Source organism: Corynebacterium canis (genome assembly GCF_030408595.1).
Taxonomy (GTDB): Bacteria; Actinomycetota; Actinomycetes; order Mycobacteriales; family Mycobacteriaceae; genus Corynebacterium; species Corynebacterium canis.
The window spans coordinates 776,389-802,500 of the sequence record NZ_CP047080.1 but is presented as its reverse complement, the minus strand read 5'-3'; the positions used below and the strand labels follow the sequence as shown (position 1 = coordinate 802,500).

Genomic DNA, 26,112 nt, shown 5'->3' with positions numbered 1-26,112 from the left:
GCATGAGATTAGATACAGGCGTTTGTAAAACGCCCCGCTCCAACACCCCACTCGAGGAGAAAACATGTCCGAAAAGAGCACCCCCCACATCAATCCGCGCGGCGTGGAGATCGCCCAGACCGTCCTCATGCCCGGCGATCCGTTGCGCGCGAAGTACATCGCCGAGAACTACCTCGACAACCCGGTGCAATTCAACGAGGTCCGCAATATTCTGGGTTATACCGGCAGCTATCAAGGCATGCCGGTTTCCGTCATGGGCAGCGGCATGGGCATGCCCTCGATCTCCATCTACGCCTGGGAGTTGATCCACATCTTCGGCGTGCAAAAAATCATTCGAATCGGCTCCTGCGGCTCGCTGCAAAAAGACCTGGACCTCTACGACATCGTCGTCGCCCAATCCGCATCCACCGATTCAAACTTCCTTTCGCAGTACAACCTGCCCGGCACCTACGCCCCCACCGGATCCTGGCGGCTGATTTCCGCGCTGCTAGACCAGGCGCAGCAACAAGGCGTCGAGCTGCACATTGGGAACGTGCTTTCTAGCGATGTGTTCTATAACGCCGACGAGACCGCCAATTCCCGGTGGGCACGCATGGGCGTCCTCGGCGTAGAGATGGAGACCGCAGCACTCTACGCGATCGCCGCCCACGCCGGCGTCGACGCACTCGGCCTTTTCACTGTGTCCGACAACATTGTCACTGGTGAGAAGACTACGGCCGAGGAGCGCCAGACCGCGTTCACCACCATGATGGAGCTAGCGCTCCCCCTTGCAGGCGCATAGCTATGTCGGATACAGCAACAACGGCGGCGTCGAAAAGCGGGGCGCAACGCAATCCGAAGGCGGCAGTGCCTATTTTGCTGTTCAGCTTCGTGTTTTGCCTGGTCATCGATAATGGATTCAAATTTATGTCGCAGCCGATCGCCGATGACCTGGGGCTTTCGGTCACGGAGGTGAGCCTGCAGGCGACGCTCGCGGGGATCGTTATCGGCATCGGCGCCGTGGTGTACGCAGCCATGGCCGACGCCATCAATATTCGAACGCTCATGCTGATAGGCGTGTCGCTGATCTGCGTGGGCTCGCTGCTAGGCTTCCTGTTTAGCGGGTCCTGGCCGCTGGTGCTCGCCGGCCGCATTATCCAAACCAGCGGTCTCGCCGCAGCCGAAACTCTGTACGTTATTTACGTCACCAAATACCTCTCCCGTGACGACCAAAAAACGTACCTCGGCTTTTCCACCAGCGCGTTCCAGCTCGCACTGTTGATCGGCACGCTCACCAGCGGCTACGTGGCCACATACATTTCCTGGACGGCGATGTTCCTGATCCCGCTGGCCATGCTGCTCACCGTGCCGTTCATTATCAAACAAATTCCCGAACAACAGGCGACCCAATCCAGCCTGGACGTGCTCGGCCTGCTCCTGATCACCGTGATCGCCACCTCGGTAATGCTGTATATGCAGCAATTTCAGCCGCTCTACCTGATCCCCATCGTGCTCGGCATCGGGTTCTTCGTCTGGCATATCAATATCAGCCCCAAGGCCCTAGTCAAACCTGCGTTCTTTAAAAACGGGCGCTATGTGTGGGCCATTACCCTCGTGCTGATCATTTATTCCACGCAGCTCGGCTACATCCTGTTTCTCTTCCCCTACGCCATGCGTGACCTGCAGGGATTAACGCTGGACCAGGCCTCGCTGATGGTCGCCCCCGGCTACGCGTGCGCCGTGATCGTGGGCGCGCTTTCCGGCAAGATCGGGCAATTTATGTCCTCACGCACCACGATTTTCGCGGCGTTGATTGGCATTACTGCCTCGCTGGCGGCGTCCGCGGTGACGCTCGAATCCGGCCGCATACCGCTCATACTTTCGGCCATTGTATTCGCCTCCAGTTTCGCACTCATGTACGCACCGCTGGTGGCGACGGCAATCAGCAATATACCGGCGGAACAATCCGGCGTGGCCATCGGTTTCTACAACCTGACCATCAATATCGCCATCCCCGTCGGCATCGCATACACCGCAAAACTCATCGACCTCAAGCTCAACCTATTCGGCGCACTCACCGCCGCAACCACACAAACGGGCGTAAACTACGCCTCCGTGATGTGGATTATCACATTGATTGCCCTGGTTGGCACGGTCATTTACTTCCTTGCAGACCGCACAATGCTCCGAAACGAGCGTCGAACAGCAGCGCTCAGCAACGCCTAACGTTTCGCTTATCGACGCCCCCCGCGGCGTCGATAAGCACTACCCTTACGGCGCGCACTATTGGAGGAGGGCGCGATGAACACACCGAGCTATACTTGGCCGGCCATCCTGGCGTTTTACGTGATCGCGTTCGCGCTCGGCTGGTTGGTAGTACTGCCGCTATGGCGCGCCGATGACCTCGCCCACGAGTTCGCAACACCCCTCGTCGCGGCGCGAATGATTGTTCCAATGATCGCCCTGATGTTCGTTGCGCGCCTGGGACGCCAAAGCGGGCCGCCAAGCGCGAAAGTCCGATCGGGCAATGCGGCGAACCCCTATGTCTGGATGGGCATCGCGCTCGCCGCCGGCGTCGGCGTACCGCTGGTATCCACCTTCCTCGGCGCGGCGCTCGGCTGGTATCGGCTCGACCTTATCGACTTCTCCGGCGCCATGCACCTCCCCGACTTTGTAGCGCTGGACCTTTCGGAAGGAACCGGGCTATTCTCGCGACGCGTGCCCAACGGCTACTACGTGTACGCCATGTTCGTCGCCGTGCCCATCATCGCCGGCATTTACAGCCTGCTTGCGGCGGCCGAGGAAACCGGTTGGCGCGGCTGGCTACTCCCCGCCCTGCAACACAAACTAGGCACCTGGCCTGCGCTAATACTCGCCGGCGCGCTCTGGGGATGCTGGTACGCGCCGCTGGCCCTGCTTGGGTATCGCGTGGGCGTCGGCGGCTGGCAGGGCGTCGAGTATACGGTGATTGCCTGCACCTTTTTGGGCGTGTTTCTCGGCTGGCTTTATTTGGTTACCGGTTCCGTTCGGGCCCCTGCGCTCTTCCGCGGAGGTTTCGACGCCGCGCTCCTCCTCTGGCCCCTGTTAGTCGCCGCCGACCAAGATGTGGCAGACAGCGCAATCGCCATCTTCGTGTACGGCAATTCGCTCCTTATGGTGCTGTTAACCCTCCTGCTCAAGCCCGAAATTCGGGCCTACCAGCGCACCCGCGCAGCCAGATCAGGCTAGCCTAAAATCGGCAGCGAAACGCCTGCCTAGTTTTGGAGTGTTGGCCGCGCCAGGCGTGGTCGGCCCTGTCAGGGAAAGCGGAGGACAATAATGGCAAAATACCGGATACAAACCACGCTGATCTTTTATGCCGGTGCGTGCGCACTCGCTTGGTTGGTCACCCTGCCGCTGTGGCTTATGGACTCCGGACTTGCCAGCCCACTGACCACCCCGCTGCTGGTGATCATGATGCTCACACCCGTCACCTCGGCTGTTTTGGTATCCCGCTATGCGCACGGCATCCCGTGGAAACAGCTCCCGCAGTGGCTCGGCCTCGCCCCAATCAAACCGTACGGCCGCACCCTTTTGTGGTTGGCAGTCGCGCTTGTCATCGGTTTAAGCATCGCCATTATTAATACATTTCTCGCCGCGGCGCTGGGCTGGTTCAAACTCGATTTGGTGGAATTCTCCGCGTTTCGGGAGCAGCTTTCCGCCGCTACCGGGCAAAACGCCGGCGATGAGATTCCGGTCCGATTGATCGTATTCGTACAAATATTCGCCTTGCCCCTGGGGGCGATCACCAATTCCGTCATCGCCGCCGGAGAGGAAATCGGCTGGCGCGGCTACCTGCTCCCCGCCCTGCAGCACCTAGGGACCTGGCCCGCGCTGGCCCTCACCGGAGTGTTATGGGGCCTGTGGCACAGCCCGATTATCCTGCTCGGATACAACTTCAACCGCACCGATTGGACCGGCGTCGCCTACATGACAATCGGATGTATGTTCCTCGGCATTCTCATCGGATGGATTTACCTGTTTAGCAAAAACGTTTGGCCTGCCGCGCTGTTCCATGGGGCCTTTAACGCAGCCGCCGGATTCCCCCTGTTAATCGGCGCGCTCGATCAGGATCCGGATCCCGCGTTATTTAGCTCACTCGGCGTTTCGGGTTGGATCACAATTTCCCTCATGTTGATTCCGCTGATCCCGGCGATCCTCAAATATCACCGCGCCGACCCCCAACCACAGCAAATGGACATGGCTGCGGGGTAGGTCACGGCGTCGATAATCGAACTAATGCGCGGGGGCGCCTTCGGGCATAAGTGAGGAGTGCTGGCTCAACACCTGCCACCCGCCATCTTGCCAGCGATAGGTGAAGGTAAAGCGGGCATCCACGGTATTCCCATCCGCGAAGGTCACGGTATACAACCCGGAATCCGTTGCGGTATTACAATCGACACTGGTCCAGCGCTTATCTACCTTGACCTGCGGTTTCTTTTCCACAAACGACTTGAAATAGCTCATGCGTTCGTCATTGGAAAAGAGCAATTCATTGGCGTCGAGAGGCAGCACGAGCGCATTCTCTGCGTAGTGCTCCGTCACCTTCTCCGCATCGCCCGCGGACATCGCGTCGCCCCAATCCGTGAACTCGCGCACCACATCCGCCTCACTTGCGGCCGCACACTCTTTCGGATCGAGCGCTGGCTTGGGAGACCCCGTCGCGCGCTCCGCCGGCGGCAATTCCTTATCCGCGCCCGGCTGCGGCATCGCCGAGGAATGATGCGTGAGAATCTTCCACTCGTCCCCCTCCGTTCCATACACAAATGTGTATCTAGCTGCGACTTTGCTGCCATCGGCGTACGTAAACGTGTAGACTCCGGCGTCCACCGCGCGATTGCAATCCAGCTCGATCCACCGCTCATTGACCACACCCGAAGGCCCCTTCTCAAGCCAATGAGTGAAGTAATCCTGCTTCTCGTCAGGGGTGAGTCGAACCTTATTCGAAACCGTGGGGATTAGAATGCTCTCCTGCGCATAGTTTTCGACAACACGTTTGGGATCGCCGCTGGCTAGGTCCTCATTCCAACGGTCGAACAAAGAGGCAATCTCTTGCTCGGTGACTGGGGTACAAGCATCCGGCGCAGAGGCACCGGACGTAGCCGACGAATGCGACTGGTCACCACCCGAACTCGAACTGCCCGTCGCGGCGGTGGTAACTTCTTCACCTTGCCCGCAAGCTGCCGTCAGGAGAGCCAAGGCGGCGACAAACGAGAACGTAACTTGACGTTTCACGTGCTTCCTTTCTTCGAATGCATTGGCGTGGACTGGAATGCGAAATGCCAATGAACACTAAAAAGAAGGCCGAAACGCCGCGTATGAAAGACGAGACGAACTATTGTTTTAAAGTGGAAATCAGTATCAAACAACCATGAGTATAGCTGCGATTTAATCCCTGCGGGCCAAAATGGTTTTTTGCTAGAAAATGAGGGTGGGGGTCTTGTTTGGGCGGCGGATTGAGGGTTGGCCAATAGGCATGTCAATACATTTTTATCCACAATCCTACTCGGGGGTGATGGGTGTTGATCTGACAAAACCATCGGGGCGTGGTGGAGCGCGTGGCCCATGGCTTGGACCCCAAGCGGCCAGACACACACAGGAAGGCGGTCAAAATAATAAGTCGCGCACTTCACATGAAGTTTTTTACACACGAAAGCCGGATTTTGTGTAATTTTCATCGTTCGGGGCCGCCGAGGGCCGCCGCCGCGATACTTTTTACACAGATTTCGGGATTTTGATGTAAAAAATATCAGTAGACACCGTTCAACCCTGGGCGCGGCAATAGGTTGTGGGCGACGCACTTGCCGAAATGAAACCACTTTGCGATATTCGTCCATAGTCCACTAAGGGTAGCGGACTTCGAGGGCGTAGCGGCGCTCCTATGGCGTTTTTCGAAAAGATTTAATATACGAAATATCTAGGGCACACTTAATCTCGGTGGGCGGCGTGCTTCTCCTCCTGAATCGTGGCAAAACTTAGGGTTTATTCACGGTGCTTGTTTGGGTGAACAAGAACGCTTCAAAACAGAATTGCGCTTGGCCGACTCATTGGTGCGCGCCATCGGTAACGGCCGCTTGGCAAACACTGGAAATGACATCGATTGTGTACCGCCGGAGTGCACCGCCAGGGTCCGCACCGAACGCCCATGTACGATCTGCCTTGCCGCGCGGGATCTGCCTTGCTTTCGGGCCAGATTATCCTGGGGAAATGCGGCCACGCAGCATCTGCCTCAGGCACATCTGCACACGGCTGGCAGCAGATGTGCAGCGGGCGGGATTCTTGGCCACCCAAATAAGCCCCGTGAATAAACCCCGGAACTGACCACTGCCAGAAGAAATGAGTCGTGCACGTCGCATGAAGTTTTTTACACCAGAATCGCAGATCCTGTGTAATTTTCATCATCCGGGACTGCCCAGGGCCGCCGCCGCGATATTTTTTACACAGATTTCGGGATTTTGATGTAAAAAATATCGGTAGACATCGTTCAACTTGCGTCGCATGAATAGGTTGTGGGCGACGCACCTACCGAAATGAGGCTACTTAGCGATATTCGGCCATAGTCCACTAAGGGCAGCGGATTTCGAGGGCGTAGCGGGGCTGCTAGAGCTAATAAAGAATTGTGGACTCCGAATCAACCTGTGCGTGGCGGGACCCCATTAGTAGTTGGCCGGTGGCGGGAACCCATAGGAGTGGCGCGCGGTGGAACCCAGTGTGATGAGCGGCGCGTGGCGGAGCCTGAACCGCTCCCAAACCCCCACACAACCCCAAACCCTACCGGACCCCAACCCACACAACCCACAGACCCCCTCCCAGCCGGGCCGGGAGGGGGTCTGCGTAGTAGTGGAGCTGCCGGGAATTGAACCCGGGTCCTTCGTCATTTTGCCAGGACTTCTCCGTGCGCAGTTCGCACGTGATCTCTGCTCGGCCCTCCGGATCAGACGAACATGTCCGGATGATAGGCCCAGTTGTCGGTAAGTGTCCCGCTGCACCCCGTCAACACGATGCGGCGGCAAGTCCTTTCAACGATGCCAGATTCTAGGCCAAGGACGGAACCTAGGCTGACAGACACGCGGTCGCTGAATTAGGCAGCGAGGGCGTAGTCGCGCTGAGTATTCTCTGCGCTTATTTTTTGCTGCGACGCTTAACGGTGGTCTCTAGCCTGCACCGGCACGCTTCCCCTGGCTTAATGTACGGAGTCGAAACCTAAATCAGCCCCATAGCTTTCCGGCGGGATCTGCGCCTTCCGTGAAAGCTCCACAAGTATAAGCCACCTTCATGCCCCCGCGCAACCCCCATTTTTACCGAGCTTCCGCACTGGATCGTACCAAAAAAGCGCAGCGGTGGCCGCCCCCGCAGCCCGGGCATGAGGTGGGTGCGGCAGGCGCGGCGTCGATAAGCAAATCAACCGCGCATGCCTTTAACTCGCCGCCCTAATTCGCGGGTAACGTCCCGCTCGGCGGCGCGGCGCTTGAGGTCCTGGCGCTTATCGTAATTCTGCTTACCCTGGCCCAAGCCAAGCTCCACCTTGAGGCGGCCGTTCTTGAAATACAGCTTGAGCGGGATCAGCGTACGGTTGCCGTCGCGCACCTTGCCCATGATCGCGTCGATCTCGCGCCGGTGCAGCAACAACTTGCGGCTACGACGCGGGGAATGGTTCATCCAGGAACCGTGCGAATATTCGGGGATGTGCAGGTGACGCAGCCAGACCTCGCCGTCGTCGATAGTTGCGAACGCATCGTTGAGGGTCACCTTGCCCTCGCGGAGCGCCTTAATTTCCGTTCCTACAAGCGCCACTCCGCACTCGTAGGTCTCTAGGATGTGATAATCGTGTCTTGCTCTGCGGTTGGTAGCGATAACCGGGTTATCCACCGCCTTCTTCTTTTTCTTAGCCATAGCGTGCTTAAGCTTACAGCTATTTGCGTACGTACATCCGCAACGTCACCTGCGCGGTCGCCGCGGCGAACAAAATGCCCACTATCGCCACGATCGGCGACACCACCCAAATATCGGCGGCGGTGATCGGGGCGATGAGCTTCGACTCGTACAGGCCGGTCAGCGCGCGGTCGAGCACGAACTTCTTGCCCGCGACGAGGCCCGCCATGGCCAGCAGCGACCCGAACACCACCGCGACGACGGCCTCCATCACGAACGGCGCTTGGGTGTACCAGCGGGAGGCGCCGACCATGCGCATAATGGAGATCTCCTCGCGGCGGGCATAGGCCGCGATTTGGACCATGTTTGCGATCAGGAAAATGGCGGCGATGGCCTGAATAAACGCGATCAGGAAGGTGGCGTTGCGGACGGCGTCGAGGTTGCCGGTGGCGGAACGGAGATCATCGACCTGGTCGATCACATCGGACACCTGTTCCATATCGCGCACCGGGTCCAGCGGCGAAGGGTCGAGCGGGTCGACGAGCCGCACGTGCAGCGCGGCAGGCAGGGCGTCTTTGCTGGTGGAGGCGACCAAAAGCGGGTCCGAGTCCTGGAACACCTCTACGAAACGCTGGTAGGACTGCTCGCGCGAACGGAACGTCACACTTTCGACGCCCTCCGCACCCTGCAGCTTGTCGCGCACATCCTTGCACGCCTGAGAGGAGCAATCGTTATCCTGTGCGGATACCTCGTCGGTGAATTGCACCATGACCTCGACGCGATCCAGGTAAATATCCTTGGTGCGTTCCGTCATGCCGGTAACCAGGAAGCCGGTGGCGAGCAGGGCCAACGAGATCGCCGTGGTGATCACGAGCGCGACGGTCATGGTGAGGTTTCTGCCCAAGCCTTGCAGCGCTTCCCGCAGCACAAATCCCAATTTCATGTCAGTGCAATCCTCTCCCGTTAGCGGCCGACACCGTAAACGCCGTGGGCGTCATCGCGGACCAATTTGCCTAGGTTTAATTCGATCACGCGCCGCCGCATCGCATCCACCGCGGCCGCATTGTGGGTAGACATGACCACCGTAGTGCCGGTGCGGTTAATGCGGTTGAGCAGCACCATAATGTCATTCGCCGTTTCCGGGTCGAGGTTGCCGGTGGGTTCGTCGGCCAATAACACCAACGGCCGATTAACGAACGCACGGGCGATTGCCACGCGTTGCTGCTCGCCGCCGGATAATTCATTGGGCATGCGATTGGCTTTACCTTCGAGGCCGACGAGCTCGAGGGTTTCCGGCACAAGCTTGTCAATAACGCCGCGTTTCTTGCCGATCACCTCGAGGGCGAAAGCCACGTTATCGTAGACGCTCTTCTTTGGCAGCAAGCGGAAATCCTGGAACACGTAGCCGATTCGCTGACGCAACTTATTCACTTGGGCGCCGCGCAATTTATTTACGTGGAATTCACCTACGTGAATATCGCCGGAAGTGACGTTTTGCTCGCGCAGCATTAATTCCAGAAAGGTGGATTTGCCGGAACCGGAGGGCCCAATAAGAAATACAAATTCCCCGCGCTCGATGGTCAACGAAATATTGTCCAGGGCGGGCCGGGTGGAAGTTTTATATATTTTGCTTACACTGTCGAAGGTGATCACTCACCCCACACTAGTTGACACCAGTCACATGATCTAGTGGACACGGTAAGTTTCCCTCAAAGTGATCACAAGCTGCACGAACGCTAACCTTATGGGGTGCGGCAGAAGTTCTTAGGCGGGTGGCCGCGGGCCTGCCTGGGCCGCCCTAGGCGTCCGCCGGTGGCCGCGGGCCTAGGAGCCGGGGTTGGTCTGGCACACCTCTACGGGGTGCTCGTCCGCGGCGTCGGGGGTGCGCTTTTTCTTCGGTGCCATCAGCAATAAGTGAATGGTCACGGCGGTGCCGATCACGCCCAGCACGATATACACGGGAAGCTTTCCGGTAAAGAACGCGGAGCAACCGAGGCCGATCCACAGCAGGGCAAGCGTCCGGAGCTTATCGGACACGGTCAGCGCGCCCGATTCATAGCGCTGCAGGTATCCGCCGAAAACCGAGTGCCCGTAAAGGTATGCGTGCAGGCGTTCAGAGCTCCGCGCGAAACAAAACGCGGCGAGCAATAGAAATGGTGTCGTGGGCAGGAGCGGAAGCACAACGCCGACGGCCCCGACGCCCAAGGAGAGTAGGCCAACAACCTTGTAGACGGTTTTCATAGCTGCCACTGTAATAGGCAAGCCTAAGGTAAGACCAATAGTTCCCTATTCGCCCATGTTCGCCATGCGCCAACGGATCCCCGCCTCGAGGAAACCGTCGATATCCCCGTCCAGCACCTTGCTGGGATCGCCCACCTCATAGTTCGTGCGCAAATCTTTCACCATCTGGTAGGGGTGCAATACGTAGGAACGCATCTGGTTGCCCCACGACGCATTGCCGCCGGCACCGAGGGCGTCGAGCTCCGCGCGCTCCTCCTGGCGCTTACGTTCCAGCAGCTTCGCCTGCAGCACCCGCATCGCCGACGCGCGGTTTTGGATCTGCGATTTTTCGTTCTGACAGGTGACCACGATACCGGTGGGCAGATGGGTGATACGCACGGCGGAATCGGTGGTGTTTACGGATTGCCCGCCGGGGCCGGAGGAACGGTACACGTCCACCCGGATCTCGCTATCCGGGACCTCGATGTGGTCGGTGGATTCCACCACCGGCAGCACCTCGACCTCGGCGAAGGAGGTTTGCCTGCGGCTCTGATTATCAAAGGGGCTGATGCGCACAAGCCGGTGCGCCCCCTGCTCCACAGACAAGGTTCCGTACATGTATTCGCCGTGCACCACGAGCGTGGCGGATTTAATGCCGGCCTCTTCCGCGTACGAAATATCGTAGATATCTACCTTGTGGCCAGCCTTTTCCGCCCACCGCACATACATGCGCATCAGCATTTCGGCCCAGTCCGCGGCGTCCACCCCGCCGGCGCCGGAGCGGATATTCAACACCGCCTCACGGGCGTCGTACTCCCCGGAAAGCATGGTCTTTACTTCCAAGGATTCGATATCCGCCCGCAATAACGCCAGCTCCTCATCGGCGCTGTCCGTGCCTTCGCCTTCCTCTTCGGCAAGCTCGTACAGCACGGGCAGATCCTCGAGGCGCTGCCGCAGGTCCTTGAGTTTGCGCAGGCTGGCCTGCACGGCGGAAAGTTCGCTGGTGACCTGCTGCGCGTGGTCCGGATCATCCCACAACGAAGGGTCGGACGCCTGCGCCTCCAGCTCCCGGATACGCACCGTCATTTCCTCGGGGTCCATCACTTTTTCGATGGTGGTAAGGGTGGTTTCCAGAGCGGAGCATTCAGCAGCAAGGTCCTGTCGCATAGCGAACAAGTGTAGCGGACGGCGCGCACCCCCAGCATCTTCACCGTGCGCGCGCTCAACCACAGCGGAAACGCACCGTGGCCGCCGCGATCACGCTAAGCCCCAGCAGCGACCAGATCACGATGCCGCAAAGATGCTCGAAAAACACCCCCTGCTGCAGGTTTGGTTGCGCCCAGATCGCCCACGGCATGGCCACGCCTAGGACCGTGCCATAGGTTACGCAAGCGGCGCTCCCCCATCGGCGGCGTCCGTTCCAGGTACCCACGGACACCAGTGCGATACAGGCCAAGGCGAGCAGCGTGAAGAGCAGACCCATCACCACCCCGCCCATATCGAACACAATCCCCCAAAACGGGAATATGATCCAAAACAGCGGGGGTAGGAGTATCCCCGCCAAAAACAGCGAGGAACCGCGCATGCCGTTTTCCCAAAACACGCCGTGGTTTGCATCGAAACGCTCTTTGATTGCGGGCACGCCGAGCAGCGCCACCAGCATCGTGAGAGCGAAACACGCAAACATCATAGGTCGAGCGTACAGGCTTCTATAAGATCTATTAATATTCCCCCCTATTGGTAGGTTCTGCGCCCGCCCTCAAACAGGCACAATGGAACGCATGAGCACAGCACAAAACCTCGAAGACATGATCAATGCAATCACCAAGACCTTTGTGATTGCACACGATAAGGATAGCGACGAGCACCTCGCCCAAGCCCTAGTTTTCAACGCCGGCAGGCTGGCCTGGCGAATGCGCGAGGCGGGGGTAAGCACCGAGCAAAAAACCAATATCACCGACGTGGTCACGGAGGCGGATAAGGCCGCTGAGCAGTTCATTTCCGGAGTCTTGGCGGCGTTGCGCCCCGCGGACGGCGTGCTTGGCGAGGAGGGCGCGGAGAGGGCGTCGACAAGCGGTCGAACGTGGGTGATCGACCCCATCGACGGCACCTACAATTACGCCTCTGGCAGCGATTATTTCTGCGCGGCGCTGGCGCTGGCGGAGGGCAACGAGCCGCTTTTTGGCGCGGTGCACCGGCCGGCGATGGGCTACACGTGGTTCGGCGGCAGCCGCTTTTCGACGACGCGCGACGGCCACCCCCTACCCCAGCTTCAGGATGTGCATTTGAACAGGCTTTCGCTGGGTACTTATTTGCACCCTTCGCACACGGATGCGGTACAGCGAGCATGGCTCAAAGTTGCGAGCCAAGCGGGCACAATGCGGATGTTCGGCGCCGGAAGCATCGACCTGGCCAGCGTCGCAGACGGCACGCTCGGCGCCTGGTTCCAACATTCCGTGCCGGCGTGGGATTGGCTGCCGGGCCGCGCGCTAATCGAAGGTGTGGGCGGACGCTGCATACGCCTCGACGCAGCGGGTGTCACCTGGAGCATCGCCGGAAACGCGGCGGTAGTCAACGACATTGCCGCTGCTCTAAGCTAGATCCATGTATACAGACCTTGATATTGCATTGCAGCTTGCGGCCCGCGCGGACGCCATCACCCTGCCCCGCTTCGAAGCGGCGGACCTGAACGTAGATTCGAAACCCGACATGACGCCGGTGTCAGACGCGGATCTTGCCTGCGAGCGCGAATTGCGCGCCCTGCTTGCGGAGATCGCTCCCGAAGACGCCATTGTGGGCGAAGAGTTCGGCGGCACTGTAAGCTCCGGACGCCAGTGGGTCATCGACCCCATCGACGGCACCAAAAACTTCGTCCGGGGGGTACCGGTATGGGCCACCCTAATCGCACTGCTTATCGACGGCCGCCCAGTCGTCGGCGTGGTTTCCGCACCGGCACTGGGGCGCCGCTGGTTCGCATCTTTGGGCAAAGGCGCCTGGCGCACATTCATGGGCAGCGAACCGAAGAAACTCGAAGTATCATCGATTTCCCAACTCGCGGACGCGTCGGTTTCCCTCTCTTCGCTGGAGGGCTGGCGGGACCGTAATCTACGCGAAAACGTAATCGAATTGTCCGATAGCACGTGGCGGCTGCGGTGCTTTGGGGATTTCTTCTCCTATTGCCTCCTCGCGGAGGGCGCGGTGGATATCGCGGCGGAACCGGAGGTCTCCCTGTGGGATCTGGCACCACTGGCGATTCTGGTCACGGAGGCCGGGGGCCGGTTTACCTCCCTGGCCGGGGTGGACGGGCCGAGCGGCGGCGATGCGCTGGCCACCAATGGTTTGCTGCACGATCAGGTGCGCGAGATGTTGGTCAAGGGGAACTAGGAGAAAGGATAGGGTGGGGTTGTGCGCCCAAGGCGATGGGTTGCGCGCCTAGGTCGATGGGTTGCGCGCAACCGCTCGGGGCTTAGCCAGGCCTAGGCCCAGCGTTGCATCCGAGGGGCGATGGGTTGCGCGCCCAGGTCGAAGGGTTGTGCGCAACCGCCGACCTGGGGCTGGTCTTTCTATTCTTCATTCGGGGGTCTTACGAAGAAATTCCGGACGAATCTTGGCCAAAAACGCCGCAGCTCGTCTTTCCATTCTTCGTTGGACACCCCAATGAAGAAATTCCGGACGATCGCAGGTCAACGGCTGCACACAACCTATCGGCAAGCAAGGGCCGGCGAAGCTTCCCAGACGACGAATGTCGAACTATCCCGAACCATCGGCTCCGCCGGATCTGCCTCAGGCAGATCTGACACGGCAAGTTCGGCGTCCTGCGGAAACACCACCGCGCTGCGGCTGGCGTGTCGGATCTGCCTTGGCGCGGAGCTCGGCAGCCACTGCAACCCCTCCACATCACGTGGCCACCGGTAGGTTGCACAAAACCTACCCGGCCGCAGTCAAGGGCAGCTAGAAATGCGGCAACGCCCCAGACCTTCGCGGGAAAGTGTGGGGCGCGCTGAGTGGCTGGTTAGTTGATTTCCACGAGGGCTTGGCCGCCTTGCACGGCGTCGCCAACGTCGACGTGAATGACGCTGACGGTGCCTGCGGTTGGTGCGGTGATCTCGGTTTCCATCTTCATGGCTTCCAGGATCAGCAGGACTTGGCCGGCCTCGATCGCCTGGCCCTCCTCGACAAGGACCTTGAACACGGAACCTGCCAGGGGCGCGACGACCGCGTTCGCGGAGACGCCCTGCACGCTGGCGGTGGCGGGTTCGGAAATGGTGGAGTTGCCACCGAAAATAATGGATCCGAGTTGGCGGTGTTCTTCCTCGACCTCGACGTCAACGCTGTAGGCGATGCCGTTCACGGTCACTTTAAGTTTCATGACTTCTCCTTACAGGTTGCGGGAGCGGGACTGGACTGCTTGACGGCCCTGGGCGGCCCAGGTGCGGTGACGGCTAAAGCGCACGGCACGCACTCGGCCCTTATTGCCCATGTATGCGGATACCGCTGCGGAAATGGCCATCAGTACGTCTTCGGGGATCTCTTGGTCCGAACGCTTTTTCAGTTCTGCGAGTTCGGCTTCGACGGAATCAAGGCGGGTTTGCAGCTGCTGAACAAGCTTGAAAAGCTCAGTGTTGTCCATCGCTTACACCGGTCCTAGGCCGTGCTTCTTGGCGGGACGCGTCACGCGCTTATTGGTAAGCACCTCGAGGGCCATCGCGATCTCGCGGCGGGTGTCGGCGGGATCAATGATGTCATCGACAAGGCCGCGGGAGGCAGCCATAAACGGCGTGGAGAACGTGTCCTTGTAGAGCTGGATCAGCTCGGCGCGCTTGGCTTCCTTGTCCTCGGCGGCCTCGATCTCGCGGCGGAACACCACGTTAACGGCGCCATCGGCGCCCATGACGGCGATCTCGGCGGTAGGCCAAGCAAACACGCGGTCCGCCCCGAGGTCCTTCGAACACATGGCCAGGTACGCGCCGCCGTAGGACTTGCGCAGCACCACCGTGATCTTCTGCACCGAGGCGGAGGAATAGGCGTACAGCATCTTCGCGCCGTGGCGGATAATGCCGCCGTGCTCTTGGGCCACGCCGGGCATAAAGCCGGGCACATCCACAAAAGTGACCAGCGGGATATTAAAGGCGTTGCAGAAGCGAATAAACTGGCTGCCCTTATCGGAGGAGTTGATGTCCAGCACGCCGGACATCACGCTCGGCTGGTTGGCAATAATGCCGACGGTGCGGCCAACGATGCGGCCGAAGCCCACCACAAGATTTTGGGCGTATCCGGCCTGGACCTCAAGGAAATCGCCGCGGTCAACGATGCGGCCGATCACGTCGCGGACGTCGTAACCCTTCTTGGCCTCGACGGGAACGATATCCCGCAGGGATTCGTCCGGCTCGACGATGTAGTCGGGATCGACCACCGGCGGTTCCTCGGTGTTATTTTGCGGCAGGAAACTCAATAGTTTTTGTGCAATCAAGATGGCCTGCTCGTCGTCTTCGGCGACAAAGTGAATATTGCCAGCCTTGACCATATGGGCGTCGACACCCCCGAGGGCCTCTGGGGTGACGTCTTCGCCGGTCACGGACTTAATCACGCCGGGGCCGGTGATAAACATCTGGGCACCACGGGTCTGAATAATAAAGTCCGTCAGCGCCGGGGAGTACGCCGCGCCACCCGCGCAGGGGCCCGCGATAATGGAAATCTGCGGGACCAAGCCGGAAAGCAACACGTTCTGATAGAACACTTTGCCGTATCCGGAAAGGGAGTCGATGCCCTCTTGAACGCGGGCACCGCCGGAATCGTTGATAAACACAAACGGGGTGCCGGTGATGACGGAGGCCTCCATCATGGCGGCGACCTTATTGGATTGGGTTTCGCCCGCGGAACCACCCATCACGGTGAAGTCTTGTGAGGCGATGTGGACGGGGCGTCCAAAAACAGCGCCGCAACCGGTGACCACGCCGTCGGCCGGTGCCACAGCGGTGTCCATGCCAAAGTGGGTGGTGCGGTGCGTTGCAAACATGCCCGTTTCTTGGAACGTACCTTCGTCCACAAATGCTGCGATGCGCTCGCGCGCGGTCAGCCTCCCACGCTCGTGCTGCTTTTCGATCTTATCTTCGCCACCGCCGAGGGATACCTTGGCGCGGGCTTCTTCGAGTGCTGCAAGTCGCTCTTGCATGCTGGCTTCGTGTGCCATGGTTGTTGTCTCCTTAGGCCGGTTCGACCTTGACGGTCTGGGTACGGCCACCCACGGTGACCTTGTAGCTGATCGGTTCACGCACGGCATTTGCGGCACCAGACGCCGCGGCCTTTTCCTTTTCCAGCTGCTCGGCGGTCTTGCCCACGTTCTTCGGACCCTCCGGACGGCTCTTTAAAAAGCCCGGGGCCACGCCTGGGAACAGCGCCACGGTAAGCACGTCTTCGTCCGTACCGTCGAATCCCTCCAGCTCGGTGGCGTCCTCGCGCAGCTTGTCCCACTCAGGTTCGAGCAAATCTGCGGGACGGCAGGTAATGGAATTCTTCTTGGTCTGCTTCTCCGCTTGCTTGATCAGCTCGGGGTTGCGTTCGCCGATACATTCGCCGTAGTAGCCCAGCATGAGGTCGGCGAACTCTGCGGTCATGACCTTGTAGCGCCCCATCAGCACGTTAAACACGGCCTGGGTGCCCACGATCTGGGAGGACGGGGTGACCAACGGCGGGTAACCGGCGTCCTTCCGCACCACCGGCACTTCCCGCATCACCTCGTCGATGCGGTCGCCCGCACCCTGCGCCCGCAGCTGCGACTCCATGTTCGAAAGCATGCCGCCGGGGATCTGGGAGAGGAAAATGTCCGTATCCACAAGGGTCTTGGATTCGAACTCCGCATACTTGGGGCGGATTGCCTTGAAGTGGTCGCGGATCTTAATCAGCAGATCCATATCCAAGCCGGTGTCGTAGCCGGTGCCCTCCAGCATTTCCACCAACGATTCAGTGGGGTTGTGGCCGGGGCCAAGAGACAACGAAGAAATAGCCGAATCGACCACATCGGCGCCAGCTTCGATGGCCTTCATCAACGTCACCAGCGTCACGCCGGTGGTGGAGTGACAGTGCACATTAATCTGCGTATCGTCACCGTAGGTCTCTTTAATGCCGCGCACAATATCGTAAGCGGGCTGCGGTTTCAGCAACGCCGCCATGTCCTTGAGCGCGATCGAATCTGCCCCCATATCCAGCAGGCGGCCCGCCTGTTCGATATAACCTTCGACGGTATGCAAGGGGGAAATGGTGTAGCAAATGGTCCCCTGGGCGTGTTTGCCCACCTGTTTTACGGCGCGCATTGCGTGCTCAAGGTTGCGGGGATCATTTAATGCGTCGAACACGCGGAATACGTCCATGCCGTTTTCTGCAGATTTCTCCACAAATTTATCCACCACCATGTCTTCATAATGGCGATACCCGAGCAAATTCTGCCCGCGAAGCAACATTTGCAGGCGGCTATTTGGCATCAACTTGCGGAATGTCCGCAACCGTTCCCACGGATCTTCATTAAGGAAGCGGATACAGGAATCGAACGTTGCGCCGCCCCAGCATTCGACGCTCCAATACCCAGCCTGATCGATCTCTTCGCACACCCCGACCATGTCTTCCAGCGCCATGCGGGTAGCCATAAGGCTCTGGTGCGCGTCGCGTAATGCGACTTCTGTTACGCCAATCTTTCGTGGACTCATACCTCCAAATCTAGGGGAAAATATCGACATATGCAGGCGGAAAACCGGTACAGATGTCCGGTTTTTATGTGGTTTTCCGCGCATAAACCCCGGCACACAATGTCCGATCGGGCATAACTCCTTGATAATGAACCATTCGGGGATACCTTCATTTGTAAAAATATCAACACCACCGCCGCAAAACAGTGAAAAATATCGCATTTTTCTATTCACGGTACGGCTCGTCGTGGCTCGTCGCGGCCCGTCGCGGCCCGTCGCGGCCCGGCAGGGCCCAGGACGGCCCAGTACGACCCAGCACGCCGCCCAAACATGCCCAAACAAGGCACATTAACCGCGCTCCCCTTCACGGCACCCCCGATACGCCAGCCAGCCACCTCACAAAAAGCGCGCTAAAGGTGACACAGGTAACCAGCCGGTGTGACGCGGCTACCATTTCTCTCGGCCCCGCCAAGTCCCCCCAAAGCTCCCCTTTTCCGGGGAACACGGCAACCCTTGCCTCCCGCGATTGCCTAGAATTGTTCGGCTTTCCGCACCAACGCGCCCCCAGACCACCAACGCGCCTCCCCCAAACGGAGGAGACCCCAGACCAACCCGCCCCACCCCACCCACTTTTTATTCACCCGGCACACGATTTTTCACCGATTTGGGACTATTTAAATGCCCCGCCGTGTTGCATAGTGCGGACCCTATTTAACTCGAAAGCGCCCGTGAATTCATCACCCGAATTGTTTGTGAAAGGCTTAAGATGACCTCAAACCGGCGCCTATTTGTCGCGGCCGCTATTGCCGCTGTTGTGATTGCCCTGGGCATTGCGCTCGCGGTATTTAAACCGTGGTTGCTGTTTGTAAATACCGAAGTCAATGACGCTATTCCCAGCGCCGCCGCCCCAACCAGCACTGCGCTCACGGATGGCGCGACCAGCGCGACTATCGACGCCGCGACCAGCGAGCAGCCCGCCAGCCAACCCGCCGACGCCGGCCCCAAGGTGGTTTCCCAAGGCGAGTTCGTGTCCCATGAACACCACACCAGCGGAACCGTAAAGGTGTTTGAATTGCCGGACGGCACGCATCAGCTTGCGCTGGAGAATTTGGATACCTCCAATGGCCCCGACGTGCAGGTGTGGTTTTCCAAGGGCCCCGTGGTTGAGGGCTTGGCGGGCCTCACCACCGCCGGCCAGTACGAACACTTGGCCATCGCGCCGATCAAGGGCAATAAAGGCAACCAAGTGTACGATCTCCCGGCAGATTTCCGACCCGCCGATTGGCCGACGCTAGACCTGTGGTGCGAGGACTTTTCCGTGTCCTTTGGCGCCGCGGCACTTTCCGCCCCCTAACGTTCGCAACGCCCGCTTATCGACGCCGCGCCAACAACTCACTTGCCGCACCCCAGCCTTGCCTTTACCCACAGCCCGATGGCAGATACCAATCCAAACGCGAGTGCGATTGGCACCCACATCAATCCAGCCGGGAACCGGTGCGCGGTGACGATCGCGATGCTCACGCCCGCCAATGCGATTCCTAGCCCTTGGCCTACCTGACGAGCGGTCGATGCGAACGCACCGGCCATCCCCGAACCCGTTTTCGGCATTTGAGACATGGCCAAGCTATTCGTTGGCGTATTCGCTCCGCCGACGGAAAGCCCGAGAAAGAACCCGACAATCGGAATCGCAATGGCAAGATTCGATGGGGATACAACAATCCCCGCAAAAAGCACCGTAAGCAACCCAATCGCTCCCGCGATCACCATTGCCGAACCTACCGACCATCGGCTAATTACCCTTGTGGCAGCCCGCGAGCCGAGCGCATATCCCAGCGCCAATGGCAGCAATAATAAACCAGTTTCGCCAGCTGAAATTCCCGCGCCTTGCTGCAGCACCCCAATTGAAATGATCGTTATTCCACCGCCGAGACCAAGGTAATTCGCTGCCGCTACGGCAAGCGCCGGCACAAATAGCGCCCCGCGTTGCCGCGGCATGGGAAAAGGATCAAGTCCGCGCAATTTAAAGCGAATTACCAACGCGATGGCAATAAGGATCGCGGCCAACATGCATACCAGCGAGCCGGTCCCCAATCCCGAGGCGTTCAAAAGGATTGCGACGGTAATCAAGGTAGTGCATGCAGTTAAAGACGTAATCCCGAGCCAGTCACAGCGAACCCCCAAATCCCGCTCTCGGGATTGCGGAAGCAGCACCTGGCTGGCCAGTAGAAAACCTCCGGCCACAAACACCGCGGAAGCGGGTAAGGCCCGCCATGTGATGTATTGGGTAAATAACCCTCCGATCAGCGGCCCCATAGCCATGCCAACCCCGACCGCAATACCCCACAGGGAGGTAAATCTCTGCAGTTCGTCTTCGGTTGCGGCGAGCATTCGAATAATAGCCAACCCCATTGGGACCAATGCAGCGGCACCCAGCCCGGCAATCACGCGCGCCACAATAAGCATCTCTACGCTCGCCGAAAGCGCGGTAATTATCGACCCCAAAATGTATACGCCTAACCCCCAGCCTAAAAGGCGTCTGCGTCCAAAACGGTCGCCGCCCCACCCCATGTATAGCTCGGTCGCCGCCAATGCCAATGTAAATGACCCCAAGATCCAGCCAGCGACACCGGCCGCCGCGGCAAATTCCTTGGTAATTGTGGGCACGGCGACTTGATATGCGGTGTTATCGATATTCACTAAAAACGTGGAAAGCGCACATATCGCAACCGCGACGAGTTTGCGACGCTCAGATCTACATGATTCATCTGCCATGAGAAGTGCGCCACCTAACCTCGTCCGGAATCCGCGTTGGTGTTTTAGATTATAGTCACAAATTCCCAAAATGTGGCGGAAATCATAGTCATTCGTCGCCGCTTTGCAGCGTACAAACTACAGGTGGAACGCGCCGACGATCATCAGCAATATCGCCACCACAAGGCCGGATATCCGCGCCACCGCCTCATCGTTTTCGCGCGCCCACACGAACGCGTGCCCCAGTTTGCTTTCCGGCTTGCTCCGGATATACCCCACGGCGATCGCACATAGTGTCGGTAAGCTGAGCGCCAGCGTCGCGTATAAAAACAGCGTCACGTAGCGCGTCACCACGCTGAAACCACCGGCCGAAAGCAGTAGCAATCCGCCGTAAAACGGTGCGGAGGTCAGCGATTGCACCGCCCCCAGCACGAAACCCATGCCCACCGTGCCTATCGACGCCGTGCGCAACGGCGCCATAATGCGTTCCACCAGGCCGCTCGAATCACCGCCCCGAATCGCCAGGACCAAGGCGATCGCGCCGGTGGCGATGAGAACCCACCCGAAGATCGGCGAATGCACCAACGAGCTCACTGCTTGGCCGATGGAATCGAAAAAGATCAAACAGATCACCGAGGCCACGAAGACCCCCAACCAGTCGCCCGCGATCAATAAGGAGGCAATCTTTCCGTACTTGCTTCGCAACGCCACACCGATGGCCACCACCACCCCAATGAGCAATAGATTCACGGAATCCAAAAGTGCAAACACAAGCACATTGAGCATGAAACAACCTTTCCGGACCGAAGCGGCGAACGCTATCGAGAACCTTACCAAGCCCCCAAACTCGCCAAGCATTGCAATACCATTTGAAATATGTGTGCGACATACGGCTTGGACCCGAACCAGGTTTACGATCTACCACCCCTCGACGAGCGCGAACACCGAAACGTCCTCGAACAATGGATCGATCAGCGTAATGGGACCGCAAAGATCACCGGCAAAAAAGCCCTGAATCTCAACCCCCTTATCACCGCCGATGCCGAAGGCAAACGCGAATTGCACCTAGCCTGGTGGTGGCTGCACATTGCCAACGAACCCGCCAAATTCAGCGCATTCAATGCCCGCGACGACAAACTACTTTCCTCCAGGGTATGGAAAAATCCCTTCCGCGCGCATCGCGCATTAGCGCCCGCAACTTGGTACATAGAAAAAGGCCGCATCTTCGCCCTACCGGACCGCAGCGCGTTCGGAATCGCCGCGATTACCACAAACAGCAACCACGGTGGCGTCGATAAGCTCACGTATGCGCTGGTCACTCGCGACGCCGTGGCGCAGGCCGCAACCGTGCACCCCCGAATGCCACTAATTTTGCCCACCGAAATGCATGACGACTGGCTAAACCCCCAGCTCGCCGGAGACGCCACACTCCTAGCCGAAGCCCTCGCCGCATCGAAAGAAGTCAGCGAATCAATGGAGATCGTCGGCGGCTAACACGTAGCGGCAAATGGATCGTCGCGCGGATCCCTATGATTCCGGACTTCCACATCATCGACTATCTGATCCGCAGTTTCAGCACCGGCAAGGCTTGAAATTAACGCATGTGCCATATCTATCCCTGCTGCAATACCTGACGACGTCCGTCGAACTCGATCAACCACCCACCTTGTGCGTGGCTGCCAAACAACGCGATCAGACCGTTGCACAACCCAATCAAATGCGCGTCTATTCGTTGTTGCCCGATAACCATCAAGCAAACCTGGGCAGACCATTAAAACCGCGCCAGCGCAAATTGAAGCTAATTTAAGTGCTAAGTTTTATTAGTGGGGCTGTTGGGTGGGTTTGCGCCTGAAATATGGTAGGAGCGAGGCATCGTGGCGTAATTGTATGAAGTGCGAAAACGCACAAATTTAGCACCAGGCCCCGCACCGCTGACGCTAGCACACTTTCCCATAAGAATTTCTTAACTTTGACGCATCTGATTGAATACACCGGAATCAATCATCGCTGCCCAACCTTGTTAGGTCTTTTCACGCGGCGATGACCGTTACTATACTGTACTTGGAAGAAACTATCCGCCAACAGATACTGGCTACCATTTTTAAGGTATCTCAACCAACTATTTCCAGAGAAATTACTCGCATACCTAATGTCTTAGATTCAGTCCTGCCGTCTCCACCGACTCCGAAAGACCTCGACCCGCATCGATTTTATATTATTGATGGCACCCTCGTGGAATACCGGGGTGGAAAACCACCAAAAACTATATAGCAGTAAACATAAGAAAACTGGTCTCAACCTGCAAATACTTACCGACCAAACAGGAGGAATCTACTACGTATCCAACCCGATACCTGGATCATGACACGATATCAACGCCCTGCGTCAGACCAACCTACTTGATAACATTCCACCCGATCGCATCACCGCTGATTAAAATTTATCGGTTCCGAATGCGACGTTCCCTTCCGCAGGCAACCTCACACAGACCTACAAGATTGGCAACAACGGTTTAACTAAGGCATCCGACGCATCCGCTACGCCGTCGAACGAGCAATAGCACACCTAAAAACCTGGAAAATACGAGCCGCCCCTTGAATAAACTTCTAAGAGTATTGAGTCAAACAAATTGGAATTTGTAACTGAGATTTTTCGCATTTTACGAAGGGAGAGTATTAATTTATGTTCTCAATATTAGGTGCAGTATTATTTGGAGTTATAGCGACTATGACAGTTCTTGTTGCGTGCGGCTTGCCTTTGGGCGAATTTACAATGGGTGGACAACATAAAGTCTTACCTATGGGATTTAGAATTGCGGCAGTCATTTCGGTAGCCATCCAAATTTTTGCAATATTAATTATTTTGCAAGCTGGCGGTTTTATTGCCTTGTGGTTGCCTTTTAAGGTTGTTAAAAATATTTGTTTCTTCTTTGCCGCCTACCTATCGTTGAATACTATTATGAACCTGATTTCAAGAAGTAGGAAAGAGAAATATGTCATGACTCCACTTTCACTTATAGCCGGAATATGTTTTTGGATAACGGCATTTCAGATGTAGTGAAGTTTGATGGTTATTCAACCGCTGCGGCTTTGCCTGGCAGACTTTCCGACCCCAATACCCCCGAGCACAGCAAAGGCTTTTGCAAGGTTTACGCATAATGAATCTATGCCAAAACGCAAATGCCTTGAACACTTAAGCCAATACTGGCAAATGTTCAACCGATGAGATTATCGCGTTGGCCAACGACATCGAAACCGCAGGTTATACGCATAACGCCGCGAAAGTTTGGGGTTAGTCAGCAGCCTGCAATGCGCCTTGGAGGGTTATTCATCCGCTGGGGCTTTGCCGGGCAGACTTTCCGACCTCAATACCCCCGAACATAGCAAAGGCGATACAAGGTTCCGCATAATGAATCTATGACAAAACAAAACACAAATGCCTTGTACCGCTGGGCCAATACTAGCAAATGTTCGACTGATGAGATTGTCGTCTTGGCCAACGACATCGAAACCGCAGGTTATACGCATCATTGCCGCTAAAGTTTGGGGTTGGCCAGCAGCCTGGAATGCGCCTTGGTCTACTACTGGAGTAAAGAACCTGGCGCAACGTGTGATCGCCACGATCTATGGGGTGTCCCAACCCACTATTTCCGGTGCCATCAACGCAGTCCTTGACCTTTTGGAACGCTTTCTCCCAGCCGCACCAACCGTGGACGAGCTCGTGCCAACGCGCCATCGCGTCCTCGATGGGACATTGGTCCCATGCTGGTCGCGGAAAGGGCACCGGCAACTGATCAGCGGCAAACGCAAAGCCACCGGCCACAACCTCGCGGTCGTAACCGATCAGAGCGGCAACACCTACGTGCATCAGCCCGCCCATGCCTGGGAGCTCCCACGATCAGCGCATCGCAGACACGCTGCGCATCACCACCGTGTTGCCAGGCGACTCTGTCACCGCCGACCTTGGATACGAAGGTACCGGTTTTGACATCCCCCAGAAACGCAAACACGGGCAAAAAGTTCTTGAGCCCTGGCAGCAGCGCTTCAACAATGCCCTTGCATCCATCCGCTGGGTCACACGAACAAGCAATCGCCCACATCAAAAACTGGAGAATACTTCACAACGACTGCCGATTACCCATAGCCACCACGAAGCGCACAAAACAAACCCTCACCAAACTATTCTTCTACAGAAACCCCCGAATAACCTTCATAGTCGAAAATCTTCAAACTGGAGCGCTGTCGGATTTAAGGCTAGAACGGAGTGCAGCCAACCGGTCGCCGGCATCCAGCACATCTCTGACCTGCGATAAAGTACTATGCATGGTGGAGCAAAGCCCTCAGCAATGTCACCGCAACGGCATACAACACCAACCGCCTCATTCAGAAAAACGTCACATTTCAAAGCAAGGGTGACGTCAGCACAAAGTTCGCTGGAGCTACTCTCGGAACCATCGTCTACAACGGAAAGACCTATTACGCACGCAACTACTCAAAAGTCGCAACCCTTAACTGCAAGGTGTAGGTGCAAGGTGTAGGTATGTCAGGACAAACGATCACCGTTTACGTGGTCTACCCACGCTACCCAGACAACACTGAGCCGCTCGGCGCATTCGTGGATTCGGAAGAAAAAGCACGTGAGATTGACCAATGGCTCCGTAGCTTGCCTGGAGACATGATGGGCACTTGGGAAGAATTTGAAGTTGAGATAACCAGCCCTACTCAAGTCCTTTTCGGTGTCTTTACTGGGACCCCCTCTCTAGAGATCGCCGACCCAGCTTTCTGGGACCCCATATGCTACGGGGTCTTCGCTGAACAGTCAGAAGCAGAAAACGCAGCCCAACCGAAAACGCGATTGGAAAGGGATGATTGTCCGGTAAAGTTCGTCCTCCCATTCCGCCTGGGATGGAAAAGTGACCTATATTTCCCCGACGGAGCATCCTGGCCACCGGACGCCGAACATACCTAACCCGCTGCCACAGAACAATTTGAAGCGCAACTACCGCTAGAGAAACCACCTATTCCAGCACCTGCGCAGACTCCGCCGTAACATCGCTTATCGTCTCTGCATCGCTCTCCGACTCGTCCATGGCCTCGGCTTCTTCCTGCGCAAGAGCCGCGTCAACGCCCTCAGGAAAAGCAGAGTACGCAAACTCCACGCTCTCCAACGGCAGGACTTCCTCAGCTTTATCGCCTGTGGCCATCGGCTCCACCGCCACCAAAGCTTCGCTCGCTCCTAACGCGTCTGCCTCCGCCATCAGCACACGGAACTCCCCTACTGCAGCAGCCACAGTTACAGACGCTCCTAAAACCATCCCCACGGCAGCGGCATCATCGAGCGCACCGGCCCTGCTACGCACAAAGGAAATGCAATGCCGTTATCACAAGCAACTCAGTGGAGACTGCCGTTGCGCGAACATCCCTTTCCCACGGCTCTGCCCTAAGAATGCTGGTCGAACGCACAATTGACATCACGGAGTCCGCTCACGCGATCTGGATTCGAGCGCAACACCAGTTCAGCATGCAATGTCGCATGACGACCAAATGGTTTGACGACCCGAGTAACCCTTTGG

The 26,112-nt window shown here is 57.8% G+C and carries 27 protein-coding genes and 1 other RNA gene; 13 read left to right on the top strand and 15 right to left on the bottom strand.

Annotation, left to right across the window (positions count from 1 at the left end; all coding sequences use genetic code 11):
- The first annotated feature begins 64 nt into the window (after positions 1–64).
- The 4 genes from deoD to CCANI_RS03530 all read left to right on the top strand — a co-directional run bounded on the left by deoD (position 65) and on the right by CCANI_RS03530 (position 4,233).
- Positions 65–781, top strand: coding sequence for a purine-nucleoside phosphorylase (gene deoD / locus CCANI_RS03545; RefSeq protein ID WP_146325471.1), 717 nt, complete (start codon positions 65–67; stop codon positions 779–781).
- Positions 782–783: 2 nt separating this feature from the next.
- Complete coding sequence (locus tag CCANI_RS03540; RefSeq protein ID WP_146325470.1) at positions 784–2,205, top strand: MFS transporter; 1,422 nt, start codon at positions 784–786, stop codon at positions 2,203–2,205.
- A gap of 75 nt (positions 2,206–2,280) precedes the next feature.
- Positions 2,281–3,207, top strand: a complete 927-nt coding sequence (locus CCANI_RS03535; protein WP_146325469.1) for a CPBP family intramembrane glutamic endopeptidase — start codon at positions 2,281–2,283, stop codon at positions 3,205–3,207.
- Positions 3,208–3,297: 90 nt separating this feature from the next.
- Positions 3,298–4,233, top strand: a complete 936-nt coding sequence (locus CCANI_RS03530; RefSeq protein ID WP_146325468.1) for a CPBP family intramembrane glutamic endopeptidase — start codon at positions 3,298–3,300, stop codon at positions 4,231–4,233.
- 21 nt (positions 4,234–4,254) lie between these two features.
- Here CCANI_RS03530 and CCANI_RS03525 read toward each other — a convergent pair whose 3' ends face one another.
- The 8 genes from CCANI_RS03525 to CCANI_RS03490 all read right to left on the bottom strand — a co-directional run bounded on the left by CCANI_RS03525 (position 4,255) and on the right by CCANI_RS03490 (position 11,800).
- Complete coding sequence (locus CCANI_RS03525; protein WP_186750379.1) at positions 4,255–5,253, bottom strand: nuclear transport factor 2 family protein; 999 nt, start codon at positions 5,251–5,253, stop codon at positions 4,255–4,257.
- A 1,603-nt stretch (positions 5,254–6,856) separates the two neighbouring features.
- Positions 6,857–7,234, bottom strand: a transfer-messenger RNA (tmRNA) gene (gene ssrA, locus CCANI_RS03520).
- A gap of 185 nt (positions 7,235–7,419) precedes the next feature.
- A complete protein-coding gene (gene smpB / locus CCANI_RS03515; protein ID WP_146325467.1) occupies positions 7,420–7,911 on the bottom strand; it encodes an SsrA-binding protein SmpB in 492 nt (163 codons plus the stop codon).
- A 19-nt stretch (positions 7,912–7,930) separates the two neighbouring features.
- A complete protein-coding gene (gene ftsX, locus CCANI_RS03510; protein WP_146325466.1) occupies positions 7,931–8,833 on the bottom strand; it encodes a permease-like cell division protein FtsX in 903 nt (300 codons plus the stop codon).
- Positions 8,834–8,853: 20 nt separating this feature from the next.
- Positions 8,854–9,543, bottom strand: a complete 690-nt coding sequence (ftsE, locus tag CCANI_RS03505; protein WP_146325465.1) for a cell division ATP-binding protein FtsE — start codon at positions 9,541–9,543, stop codon at positions 8,854–8,856.
- 171 nt (positions 9,544–9,714) lie between these two features.
- The gene (locus CCANI_RS03500; RefSeq protein ID WP_146325464.1) at positions 9,715–10,131 is read right to left on the bottom strand and encodes a YbaN family protein; all 417 of its coding nucleotides are present in this window, start codon (positions 10,129–10,131) and stop codon (positions 9,715–9,717) included.
- Positions 10,132–10,176: 45 nt separating this feature from the next.
- A complete protein-coding gene (prfB, locus tag CCANI_RS03495) occupies positions 10,177–11,277 on the bottom strand; it encodes a peptide chain release factor 2 (protein ID WP_146325463.1) in 1,101 nt (366 codons plus the stop codon).
- Between the two features lie 55 nt (positions 11,278–11,332).
- Complete coding sequence (locus CCANI_RS03490) at positions 11,333–11,800, bottom strand: hypothetical protein (RefSeq protein WP_146325462.1); 468 nt, start codon at positions 11,798–11,800, stop codon at positions 11,333–11,335.
- 82 nt (positions 11,801–11,882) lie between these two features.
- Between CCANI_RS03490 and CCANI_RS03485 the strand changes: the two genes are divergently transcribed.
- Together CCANI_RS03485 and hisN are read left to right on the top strand one after the other, a co-directional pair.
- Positions 11,883–12,710 carry an inositol monophosphatase family protein gene (locus CCANI_RS03485; protein ID WP_146325461.1) on the top strand — a complete coding sequence of 276 codons (828 nt, stop codon included), beginning with the start codon at positions 11,883–11,885 and terminating at the stop codon, positions 12,708–12,710.
- Between the two features lie 4 nt (positions 12,711–12,714).
- Positions 12,715–13,494: a histidinol-phosphatase gene (gene hisN, locus CCANI_RS03480; protein ID WP_146325460.1), complete on the top strand. Its 780-nt coding sequence runs from the start codon at positions 12,715–12,717 to the stop codon at positions 13,492–13,494.
- A 628-nt stretch (positions 13,495–14,122) separates the two neighbouring features.
- On the opposite strand, the gene CCANI_RS03475 is transcribed toward hisN, so the two are convergent.
- The 4 genes from CCANI_RS03475 to CCANI_RS03460 are packed head-to-tail and all read right to left on the bottom strand — an operon-like array spanning position 14,123 to position 17,810.
- Entirely contained in the window at positions 14,123–14,479 is a 357-nt protein-coding gene (locus tag CCANI_RS03475) for a biotin/lipoyl-containing protein (RefSeq protein WP_146325459.1), read from the bottom strand.
- A gap of 9 nt (positions 14,480–14,488) precedes the next feature.
- Positions 14,489–14,740: a hypothetical protein gene (locus CCANI_RS03470; RefSeq protein ID WP_146325458.1), complete on the bottom strand. Its 252-nt coding sequence runs from the start codon at positions 14,738–14,740 to the stop codon at positions 14,489–14,491.
- 3 nt (positions 14,741–14,743) lie between these two features.
- Positions 14,744–16,300 (bottom strand): acyl-CoA carboxylase subunit beta, encoded by a 1,557-nt coding sequence (locus tag CCANI_RS03465; RefSeq protein ID WP_146325457.1) that lies wholly within the window; start codon positions 16,298–16,300, stop codon positions 14,744–14,746.
- A gap of 13 nt (positions 16,301–16,313) precedes the next feature.
- The gene (locus tag CCANI_RS03460; protein WP_146325456.1) at positions 16,314–17,810 is read right to left on the bottom strand and encodes a methylmalonyl-CoA carboxytransferase subunit 5S; all 1,497 of its coding nucleotides are present in this window, start codon (positions 17,808–17,810) and stop codon (positions 16,314–16,316) included.
- Positions 17,811–18,555: 745 nt separating this feature from the next.
- On the opposite strand from CCANI_RS03460, the gene CCANI_RS03455 reads away from it, so the two are divergent.
- Positions 18,556–19,143 (top strand): DM13 domain-containing protein, encoded by a 588-nt coding sequence (locus tag CCANI_RS03455; protein WP_146325455.1) that lies wholly within the window; start codon positions 18,556–18,558, stop codon positions 19,141–19,143.
- A gap of 38 nt (positions 19,144–19,181) precedes the next feature.
- Here the strand turns inward: CCANI_RS03455 and CCANI_RS03450 are convergent, their stop codons facing one another.
- Both CCANI_RS03450 and CCANI_RS03445 read right to left on the bottom strand, forming a co-directional pair.
- Positions 19,182–20,561: an MFS transporter gene (locus CCANI_RS03450; protein WP_146325454.1), complete on the bottom strand. Its 1,380-nt coding sequence runs from the start codon at positions 20,559–20,561 to the stop codon at positions 19,182–19,184.
- Between the two features lie 117 nt (positions 20,562–20,678).
- Positions 20,679–21,326 (bottom strand): hypothetical protein, encoded by a 648-nt coding sequence (locus tag CCANI_RS03445; RefSeq protein WP_146325453.1) that lies wholly within the window; start codon positions 21,324–21,326, stop codon positions 20,679–20,681.
- A gap of 90 nt (positions 21,327–21,416) precedes the next feature.
- On the opposite strand from CCANI_RS03445, the gene CCANI_RS03440 reads away from it, so the two are divergent.
- The 6 genes from CCANI_RS03440 to CCANI_RS03420 all read left to right on the top strand — a co-directional run bounded on the left by CCANI_RS03440 (position 21,417) and on the right by CCANI_RS03420 (position 25,508).
- Entirely contained in the window at positions 21,417–22,034 is a 618-nt protein-coding gene (locus CCANI_RS03440; RefSeq protein ID WP_146325452.1) for an SOS response-associated peptidase family protein, read from the top strand.
- 13 nt (positions 22,035–22,047) lie between these two features.
- Positions 22,048–22,347, top strand: a complete 300-nt coding sequence (locus tag CCANI_RS03435) for a hypothetical protein (protein ID WP_146325451.1) — start codon at positions 22,048–22,050, stop codon at positions 22,345–22,347.
- Between the two features lie 920 nt (positions 22,348–23,267).
- A complete protein-coding gene (locus CCANI_RS03430; RefSeq protein ID WP_222432969.1) occupies positions 23,268–23,597 on the top strand; it encodes a hypothetical protein in 330 nt (109 codons plus the stop codon).
- Between the two features lie 359 nt (positions 23,598–23,956).
- Positions 23,957–24,079, top strand: a complete 123-nt coding sequence (locus CCANI_RS03425; RefSeq protein ID WP_290211537.1) for a hypothetical protein — start codon at positions 23,957–23,959, stop codon at positions 24,077–24,079.
- 302 nt (positions 24,080–24,381) lie between these two features.
- Entirely contained in the window at positions 24,382–24,852 is a 471-nt protein-coding gene (locus CCANI_RS13565) for a transposase family protein (RefSeq protein WP_353959427.1), read from the top strand.
- 227 nt (positions 24,853–25,079) lie between these two features.
- Positions 25,080–25,508, top strand: a complete 429-nt coding sequence (locus CCANI_RS03420) for a hypothetical protein (protein WP_146325449.1) — start codon at positions 25,080–25,082, stop codon at positions 25,506–25,508.
- A gap of 49 nt (positions 25,509–25,557) precedes the next feature.
- Here CCANI_RS03420 and CCANI_RS03415 read toward each other — a convergent pair whose 3' ends face one another.
- The gene (locus CCANI_RS03415) at positions 25,558–25,830 is read right to left on the bottom strand and encodes a hypothetical protein (RefSeq protein ID WP_146325448.1); all 273 of its coding nucleotides are present in this window, start codon (positions 25,828–25,830) and stop codon (positions 25,558–25,560) included.
- Between the last annotated feature and the right edge of the window lie 282 nt (positions 25,831–26,112).

What these genes read in the sequence shown, in the direction of transcription:
- deoD (WP_146325471.1), top strand. Translation starts at nt 65, where the DNA reads ATGTCCGAAAAGAGCACCCCCCACATCAATCCGCGCGGCGTGGAGATC.
- CCANI_RS03540 (WP_146325470.1), top strand. Translation starts at nt 784, where the DNA reads ATGTCGGATACAGCAACAACGGCGGCGTCGAAAAGCGGGGCGCAACGC.
- CCANI_RS03535 (WP_146325469.1), top strand. Translation starts at nt 2,281, where the DNA reads ATGAACACACCGAGCTATACTTGGCCGGCCATCCTGGCGTTTTACGTG.
- CCANI_RS03530 (WP_146325468.1), top strand. Translation starts at nt 3,298, where the DNA reads ATGGCAAAATACCGGATACAAACCACGCTGATCTTTTATGCCGGTGCG.
- smpB (WP_146325467.1), bottom strand. Translation starts at nt 7,911, where the DNA reads ATGGCTAAGAAAAAGAAGAAGGCGGTGGATAACCCGGTTATCGCTACC.
- ftsX (WP_146325466.1), bottom strand. Translation starts at nt 8,833, where the DNA reads ATGAAATTGGGATTTGTGCTGCGGGAAGCGCTGCAAGGCTTGGGCAGA.
- CCANI_RS03500 (WP_146325464.1), bottom strand. Translation starts at nt 10,131, where the DNA reads ATGAAAACCGTCTACAAGGTTGTTGGCCTACTCTCCTTGGGCGTCGGG.
- prfB (WP_146325463.1), bottom strand. Translation starts at nt 11,277, where the DNA reads ATGCGACAGGACCTTGCTGCTGAATGCTCCGCTCTGGAAACCACCCTT.
- CCANI_RS03490 (WP_146325462.1), bottom strand. Translation starts at nt 11,800, where the DNA reads ATGATGTTTGCGTGTTTCGCTCTCACGATGCTGGTGGCGCTGCTCGGC.
- CCANI_RS03485 (WP_146325461.1), top strand. Translation starts at nt 11,883, where the DNA reads ATGGAACGCATGAGCACAGCACAAAACCTCGAAGACATGATCAATGCA.
- hisN (WP_146325460.1), top strand. Translation starts at nt 12,715, where the DNA reads ATGTATACAGACCTTGATATTGCATTGCAGCTTGCGGCCCGCGCGGAC.
- CCANI_RS03475 (WP_146325459.1), bottom strand. Translation starts at nt 14,479, where the DNA reads ATGAAACTTAAAGTGACCGTGAACGGCATCGCCTACAGCGTTGACGTC.
- CCANI_RS03470 (WP_146325458.1), bottom strand. Translation starts at nt 14,740, where the DNA reads ATGGACAACACTGAGCTTTTCAAGCTTGTTCAGCAGCTGCAAACCCGC.
- CCANI_RS03465 (WP_146325457.1), bottom strand. Translation starts at nt 16,300, where the DNA reads ATGGCACACGAAGCCAGCATGCAAGAGCGACTTGCAGCACTCGAAGAA.
- CCANI_RS03460 (WP_146325456.1), bottom strand. Translation starts at nt 17,810, where the DNA reads ATGAGTCCACGAAAGATTGGCGTAACAGAAGTCGCATTACGCGACGCG.
- CCANI_RS03455 (WP_146325455.1), top strand. Translation starts at nt 18,556, where the DNA reads ATGACCTCAAACCGGCGCCTATTTGTCGCGGCCGCTATTGCCGCTGTT.
- CCANI_RS03450 (WP_146325454.1), bottom strand. Translation starts at nt 20,561, where the DNA reads ATGGCAGATGAATCATGTAGATCTGAGCGTCGCAAACTCGTCGCGGTT.
- CCANI_RS03445 (WP_146325453.1), bottom strand. Translation starts at nt 21,326, where the DNA reads ATGCTCAATGTGCTTGTGTTTGCACTTTTGGATTCCGTGAATCTATTG.
- CCANI_RS03440 (WP_146325452.1), top strand. Translation starts at nt 21,417, where the DNA reads ATGTGTGCGACATACGGCTTGGACCCGAACCAGGTTTACGATCTACCA.
- CCANI_RS03435 (WP_146325451.1), top strand. Translation starts at nt 22,048, where the DNA reads ATGGATCGTCGCGCGGATCCCTATGATTCCGGACTTCCACATCATCGA.
- CCANI_RS03430 (WP_222432969.1), top strand. Translation starts at nt 23,268, where the DNA reads ATGACAGTTCTTGTTGCGTGCGGCTTGCCTTTGGGCGAATTTACAATG.
- CCANI_RS03425 (WP_290211537.1), top strand. Translation starts at nt 23,957, where the DNA reads ATGACAAAACAAAACACAAATGCCTTGTACCGCTGGGCCAATACTAGC.
- CCANI_RS03420 (WP_146325449.1), top strand. Translation starts at nt 25,080, where the DNA reads ATGTCAGGACAAACGATCACCGTTTACGTGGTCTACCCACGCTACCCA.